This window comes from Bradyrhizobium sp. SZCCHNS3002 (genome assembly GCF_032377435.1).
GTDB lineage: Bacteria > Pseudomonadota > Alphaproteobacteria > Rhizobiales > Xanthobacteraceae > Bradyrhizobium.
On record NZ_JAUHHY010000008.1, the window covers coordinates 80,879 to 87,943 of the forward strand.

Sequence of the window (7,065 nt, forward strand, 5' to 3'; positions counted from 1 at the left end):
TCCGCGCGGCCATGCGCGGAAACGATTCGAACTGTGTCCGAGACATCGGCAGCAGCGACGTCGGCGCGCGACGTCGCGGCGGTGAGACGCGCCCCCGCCGGGCATCGATGGTGCGAGGTGCGATCGAAATTCACGTTGCAGCTCCGCTGGTTGCGGCAGACAGGCGCGCTACTTTAAAGAAATTCCAACGGCTTTAGATCGATTCAGTTTGCTGCGGCCCTTCTCTTGCCGGACGTTCGGCTCAACACGTGCAACGTCGATGACGAAGGGTGGGTTCGAGCGCATGCGGCTGTGGGTTCAGGTTCATACGTGGACGTCGCTGATCAGCATGATCTTCCTGCTGATGCTGTGCCTGACCGGGCTTCCGCTGATCTTCCATGAGGAAATCGATCATCTGTTCGAGGACGAGATCGCCGCGCCGGCGGTGCCGGCCGACACGCCGCTGCTGCCGCTCGACCGCCTGATCGCGGCGGCCAAGCAGCAGTTGCCGCAGCAGCATGCGCTGTTCGTGAGCCTGAAGCAGGCGGAGCCGCTGATCGTGGTTGCGATGTCGCCGACCGCCATTCCGGTGCCCGGGCAGTTTCATCGGCTCACCGTTGATGCGCGCACCGGCGTCGTGCTCGGCGAGGAGGCGCCGCATCAGGACGTCATGGACGTGATCCTGCGCATCCACCGCGACATGTTCACCGGCCTGCCGGGCGAGCTCTTTCTCGGACTGATGGGACTGGTGTTCGCGGCGTCCATCGTCTCGGGCGTCGTCGTCTACTGGCCCTTCATGCGGCGCCTGCAGTTCGGCACGGTGCGGGATCGCTCGGCGCGGCTGAAATGGCTCGACCTGCACAATCTGCTCGGCATCGTTACGGTGAGCTGGGCGCTCGCGGTCGGTCTGACCGGCACCATCAACACGCTGGCGGTGCCGCTGTTCGACCTCTGGCGCGCAAAGACCATGCCGGCGCTGCTCGCGCCCTATCAGGGCAAGCCGCTGGCGGAAGCAAAGTCGATCGAGGCCGCCGTCGGCGCCGTCCGCACCGCATTCCCCGACCGGCTGGTGACGTCCATCATCCTGCCGACGACGACGCGGTTCGGCAGCCCGCAGCACCTGATGATCTGGACCAAGGGCCGCACGCCGTTCACCGCGCGCATGTTCAAGCCGGTCCTGGTCGACGCCCAGGACAGCAGCAAGATGGTCGTGCCCGAGCTCGCCTGGTACCTCACCGCGTTGCAGGTATCGCGGCCGCTGCACTTCGGTGACTACGGCGGCTTGCCGCTGAAGATCATCTGGGCCGCTCTCGACGTGATCACGATCATCGTGCTGTGCAGTGGACTCTATCTGTGGGCCGCCAAGCGCTGGGGCTTCCGCAGGAAGGCGTCAGGTGTCGTGGCATCGGCCGCGCCGGCAGTGGTGTCGACATGAGCTCCTCCGCTGCCTCGGCGGCGCCGTCCTCCCGCGTCGCGCAACTCTCGACCTGGCAGGTGTTTCGTGCGCCGCTGCTGATCGGCCTCGTCGCCGCAGCCGGGCTCGCCTTCGGACTGTTCGGCGACGGACTGTGGGATGGCCTGTGCTGGCTCGGGCTGTCGATTCCGATCCTGTTGTCGCTCGCCTACGGCACGAGACGGAGCCGCGGCGCGAAGGCCGGAACGCAGGGCGCTCAGGCCGGAACGCAGGATGGGCCGCTCTGAGCGCTGACGTCCGCCGCCGGTCGGCGGAAGACGCCCCGCATCATTGACCTCGATCCGGGCCGCGGGACTACACGCTCGGCCGGCCAACGATCCCGCGCATCTCTTCTCTTACGCGTCTTCTCTCGCGCGCCGCGTCATCGCGATGGCCGCACGCTGCGTCGGCGGCGCGTGATCGGTCTCGCGCAGCGAGCGCCGCCGCGAGCGGCGTCTCTCCGCCCCGGAAACAAACAGATACAACGGTCACGATGCTCTCTCCGATCTGCGCGCGGCGCGGCGGAGATGCGGCGCATTTGAACGCAAAGATTGATTCAAAAGTGGCAATGTGATTAGTTATCATCGTACGATTGATCGAAATGATTTCGATGAGTTCGAGACGATTGGTGTCCTGAGTTGTATCAGCCGACACGATCACGTCGGCCTTCCGCGCGACATGCGCTTCTTTGGAAGGCTTCAAAGAAGCGGCGGGAAAAAAATCTCGTAGTAGCGGCAATCTGTTGAGCTGACCGATTCGGCGAGACTGTCGCTCGTTAGACGAGTTCTACGTCGCGCGACGCCATCCTCAAATACCTGTGTGTTAGGACCACCGACGATCCGAGTTGGAACTTGGAATGATCGGGGTGTCAGGATGGTTTGTCGCATTTGGGATAAGGACGTTGGATTGACGATGTCGTTGGGGCTTGTGAGCTCATTGGCGCTCACGCTGAATGTCGGAGGTGTTCAACCGGCCTTCGCGCAGACCAAGCTCCCCGATGTGACCGTCGACGCGCCGAAGCCGAAAGTCCGGCAGACCGCCTCCAGGCCGCAGGCGACCGCGACACGGACCGCTCAGCGGCGCCGCGTCGCCCCGCGCAACCTGCCGCCGACCGCCCCGGTGGCCTACGTGACGCCGTCGACGGGAACAGTCGGCGCGCCGCCGTCGCCCTATGCCGGCGGCCAGGTCGCCAGCGGCGGCGGCCTCGGACTCCTCGGCAACCGCGGCGTCATGAACACGCCCTTCAACCAGACGAGCTTCACCTCGCAGCTCATCCAGAACCAGCAGGCCCGCACGATTCGCGACGTGCTGATCAACGATCCCTCGGTGCGGACGATCCAGGCGGCCGGCGGCGGCGCCGACAGCCTGTTCATCCGCGGCTTCTACTATGACAGCGGCGACTACGCCTTGAACGGCCTCGCCGGCATTGCGCCGTATTATTCGACGGGCGCCAATTTCATCGAGCGGGTCGAGCTGCTCAAGGGGCCGGCGGCTCTGCTCAACGGCATGACGGTCGGCGGCACCGGCGCCTCGAGCGGCGGTGCGGTCGGTGGCAGCGTCAATCTCATCACCAAGCACGCGCCCGACACCGACATCACGCAACTCACGGCGACCTTCGCGTCGCGATCGCAATTCGGCGAGGAGGTCGATGTCAGCCGCCGCTACGGCGAGCACAAGGAGTGGGGCGTCCGTCTCAACAGCAAGTATTCCAACGGCAATACGCCGTGGGACCGCCAGACCGACGAGTTCGGAAATGCTCACCTCGCGGTCGACTATCACGGCGAGAACGTTCGCATCGACGCCGATATCGGATATCAGGCGGACAAGCTGAATCCGCCGCTTCGCTTCTTCACGGTCGGCCCGACCACGACCAGCATTGCGTCGCCGCCGCCGTCCGGCACCAACTTCCAGATGCCGTGGGCCTATTATGCGCCGACCGATTTCTTCTCGACGGTCAAGGGCGAGGTCGATCTCAGCGATCACATCACGGCCTACGCAGGGTTCGGCTATCACGACAGCAACATCAACTATCGCTATACGTCGCCGGTTATCGGCAATAGCGGCGTTCTCACCGGAACCCCGCTTACGGGGAGCGAGACCTATGAGACGTTGGCGGGCGAAGCCGGCCTTCGGCTGACCGCCGACACCGGGCCCGTCAACCACGCCATCAATGTCGGCTACTCCGTCACCGATCGCACCTATACCCAGCGTGTGGTCACGGGGACGCTGTCGGCGGCGACGCCTTGGAATCTCTATCGTGATCCCTCGAACATCGCGCTGCCGGGATTCTCGTCGACGCTGGCAGCCAATCAGATCGTCGGCGCGAATCTCTGGAGCGTCGGCGTCTCCGACACGATGTCCATTCTCGACAAGAGGATCCAGCTGACCGTCGGTGCGCGCCGCCAGACCGCGGGGACCGAGATAACGAATTTCGTCGCGCCGGGGTCGAGCAGGCCGTTCGCGGACACCTCGGTTTGGACGCCGGCCTATGCGCTCGTCGTCAAGCCGGTCCAGCAGGTCTCGCTCTACGCCAACTATATCGAGGGTTTGCAGACCCCGGCCGTCGTCACCGGCAATTTCAGCAATGTCGGCACGGTGTTCCCTCCGGGGCAGACCAAGCAGGTGGAGACCGGAATCAAGGTCGATTTCGGCCGCATCACGACGACGCTCAGCGCCTTCGACATCTCGCGCCCGAGCATCATCAGCGTCGCAACGGCAGGGGTGGCATTGCCCGCCCAGGTGCTCAACGGCTTGCAGCGAAATACCGGAGCTGAGTTCAACGTGTTCGGCGAGATCACGCCGGAGCTGCGCCTGCTCGGAGGCGCGGCCTACACCCACGGCGTGCAGGAGAAGACGCAAGGCGGCACGACGGACGGCAAGCGCGCCATCGGTGTGCCCGAACTGACGGTCAATCTCGGCGCCGAATGGGACACGCCGTTCGCACGCGACCTGACCCTGACGGGCCGGGTCGTCTACACGGCCGCGCAATATGTCAACGCAACCAATACGCTCTCGTTGCCAGATTGGACGCGAGTGGACCTGGGCGCGCGCTACAAGTTCACCTCGCCGTGGAACGGCAAGCCGATCATCGTTCGCGCCAGCGTCGAGAACGTGTTCGACAAGACCTATTGGGCGTCCGCCTATAGTGGCGTGATCACGCTGGGCGCGCCGCGCACCTACCTCGTTTCCACGACGTTCAACTTCTGAAGCGTCGACGTACATGAGGGCGACCAGGCCGCCGCACGGCAGATGTGCGGCGGCTTGGTTAGTTGGAGCGACGCGTAGAGTTGCATGTCCATTCGACGGAGAGTGTGCGGTCTGTGGCGCGCATGCCAAGGCGGGCAAGCGAATGGAGCGTGATGCAACACCGAACTACACGGCAATTGCTGTAGAGCCGCCGGAATCACCGACTTGAAGCCGATGCATCCAGATGTTGAGTCGTCACCCGCGTGTCACCTTGGAGAGATTAAAAACTTCGATCGGCGGTATCCTTTTGACTGTCATTATCAACTGCATTACTCGTAGTTCATCAACGTCGCTTGTTAGTAGGGAGTAGCCGGTCATGATGGTCTTCGACAGGGACGACGTCACCTTCACCGTCGTCGTGAATCACGAAGAGCAATATTCGATCTGGCCGACATTCAAGGACATTCCGAACGGGTGGACGGCCATAGGCGTCACCGGGAACAAGAAGGAGTGTCTGGACCATATCGAACAGGTGTGGACCGACATGCGGCCGCTCTCGCTGCGGAAATTCATGCAGGAGAACACGCAGGCCTCTGCCGAATCCTGAAGCGAGGGAGGATGGCTGCCATGCGGCTGATCTGTTTGCCCCATGCCGGCGGCAGCGCCATGGTCTACGCGCGCTGGAGGAGAGGTCTTCCGTCCTGGATCGAGGTCCTGCCGCTGGAGCTTCCCGGACGTGGCGCGCGGATGGACGAGCCGCTGCAGACGGATGCGGCCGTGCTGGCGGATCAGCTCGCGTCCGAACTGATCGGGTCGCCGTTGGCGCAGCCCTACGCTCTGTTCGGGCACAGTCTTGGCGGCTTGCTCGCCTTCGAGCTCGCGCACCGGCTGCTCGCGCGCGGTGCGCCGGGGCCGCAGATGTTGCTCGTGTCCGGAACGGAAGCGCCGGCCGTGCGCGACGGCAGCCGCTGGCGCGAGCCGCTCGGCGACGACGCGTTGCGCGACGAGCTTCTCAGGCTGAACGGCACACCGCCGGAGGCGTTCGAAAGCATGGAGATCATGCGCAGCGCGCTGCCGATCCTGCGGGCCGACTTCCTGATGTGCGGGACCTACGTCTATCAGCGGCGCCAGCCGTTGCCCTGTCCGCTGCACGTGTTCGGCGGCGATCTCGACGAGACGCGCGCCGAGGCGCTGGAGGCGTGGCGGGCCGAGACCTCCGGCGCGTTCGGCCGCGACACGTTGCCGGGCGACCATTTCTTCATCCATAGCCGGCAGGCGGAGCTGCTGAATCTCCTTGCCGCATTGCTGGCACGCGCGGCCCGGCCGGAGCTCGCCGTTGCTCGCGCGGGGCCTTGAGCGGCGTGCCGAAAGCGTGGCCCAGCCGGCGAGCCGGCTGGTGATGAGACTTCGATGCTGAAATCGACGGGAGACGGGGAGAGGTCATGTTCGCAGTACAATCGAAAGTAGAGCAAGATTCGTTGCCGTTCCTTCTGCGGGCCAGCCGCGAGCAGCAGCCGCTGATAGAGGCCGTCAGCGACGTCCGCGACATGATCGAGCGCCAGCTCTACGCCTGCGGCGGAATTCTCTTCCGTGGCTTCCATCTCGATGGCGCCGAGGCGTTCAGGAGCTTTGCCGCGAGCTTCGGCCATCCGCTGCTGTCCTACGAATTCGGCTCGACGCCGCGATCGAAGGTCAGCGCCGGCGTCTACACATCGACCGAATATCCGCCGCACCAGAGCATCCCGCTGCACAACGAGCAGGCCTATACGCGCGACTGGCCGATGAAGATCTGGTTCTATTGCGAGCAGGCGGCGCAGCAGGGTGGCGAAACGCCGGTCGCCGACAGCCGGCTCATCCACCGCGACATGCCTGCCGCGATCCGCAACCGTTTCGCCGAGCGCGGCGTCATGTATGTCCGCAACTATGGCAGCGGTCTCGACGTCGACTGGCGGCAGGTGTTCGGCACGGAGTCGAAGGCCGAGGTCGAGGCCTATTGCGCCGCGCATGCCATCGCCTGCGAATGGAAGGATGGCGACGAATTGCGGACACGGCAGGTCTGCCAGGGGACCGCGGTGCATCCCGTGACCGGGGACATGGTGTGGTTCAATCAGGCGCATCTGTTCCACGTCTCCAGCCTCGCGCCCGAGGTTCGGGAGAGTCTTCTCGACATCGTCGGCGATCCGCTCGAGCTGCCGCGCAATGCGTTCTACGGCGATGGTGCGCCGATCGAGGATGAGACGCTGGCCACGGTCCGCCGCGTGCTCGACCGGCACAAGATCGTCTTCCCGTGGCAGACCGGCGACGTCGTCATGCTCGACAACATGCTGACGGCGCACGCGCGCGAGCCGTTCAAGGGGCCGCGCAGGGTGATCGTCGCGATGGCGCAAGCCCATCGCGTGAACTGAAGCCGCGCAATCGACCACCAGCCGCTATCGGACCTCCGCAAG

General features: G+C 64.7%; 7 protein-coding genes. 6 read left to right on the plus strand and 1 reads right to left on the minus strand.

Translation table 11 applies throughout. The features are described from left to right. The first annotated feature begins 283 nt into the window (after positions 1 to 283). Together QW845_RS18180 and QW845_RS18185 are read left to right on the plus strand one after the other, a co-directional pair. Positions 284 to 1,414: a PepSY-associated TM helix domain-containing protein gene (locus QW845_RS18180; protein ID WP_315803161.1), complete on the plus strand. Its 1,131-nt coding sequence runs from the start codon at positions 284 to 286 to the stop codon at positions 1,412 to 1,414. Next, positions 1,411 to 1,680, plus strand: coding sequence for a hypothetical protein (locus QW845_RS18185; protein WP_315802935.1), 270 nt, complete (start codon positions 1,411 to 1,413; stop codon positions 1,678 to 1,680). Before QW845_RS18180 ends, QW845_RS18185 begins: the two co-directional genes overlap by 4 nt. Before the next feature lie 67 nt (positions 1,681 to 1,747). Here QW845_RS18185 and QW845_RS18190 read toward each other — a convergent pair whose 3' ends face one another. Then, a complete protein-coding gene (locus tag QW845_RS18190) occupies positions 1,748 to 2,092 on the minus strand; it encodes a hypothetical protein (RefSeq protein WP_315802936.1) in 345 nt (114 codons plus the stop codon). A gap of 252 nt (positions 2,093 to 2,344) precedes the next feature. Here QW845_RS18190 and QW845_RS18195 point away from each other — a divergent pair, with 252 nt between their 5' ends. The 4 genes from QW845_RS18195 to QW845_RS18210 all read left to right on the plus strand — a co-directional run bounded on the left by QW845_RS18195 (position 2,345) and on the right by QW845_RS18210 (position 7,023). After that, on the plus strand, positions 2,345 to 4,639 hold the full coding sequence (locus QW845_RS18195; protein WP_315802937.1) for a TonB-dependent receptor: 2,295 nt from the start codon (positions 2,345 to 2,347) through the stop codon (positions 4,637 to 4,639). Positions 4,640 to 4,994: 355 nt separating this feature from the next. Further along, positions 4,995 to 5,225 (plus strand): MbtH family protein, encoded by a 231-nt coding sequence (locus QW845_RS18200; protein WP_315802938.1) that lies wholly within the window; start codon positions 4,995 to 4,997, stop codon positions 5,223 to 5,225. A gap of 20 nt (positions 5,226 to 5,245) precedes the next feature. Next, on the plus strand, positions 5,246 to 5,974 hold the full coding sequence (locus QW845_RS18205) for a thioesterase II family protein (RefSeq protein ID WP_315802939.1): 729 nt from the start codon (positions 5,246 to 5,248) through the stop codon (positions 5,972 to 5,974). Positions 5,975 to 6,060: 86 nt separating this feature from the next. Beyond that, on the plus strand, positions 6,061 to 7,023 hold the full coding sequence (locus QW845_RS18210) for a TauD/TfdA family dioxygenase (RefSeq protein WP_315802940.1): 963 nt from the start codon (positions 6,061 to 6,063) through the stop codon (positions 7,021 to 7,023). The last annotated feature ends 42 nt before the right edge of the window (positions 7,024 to 7,065 follow it).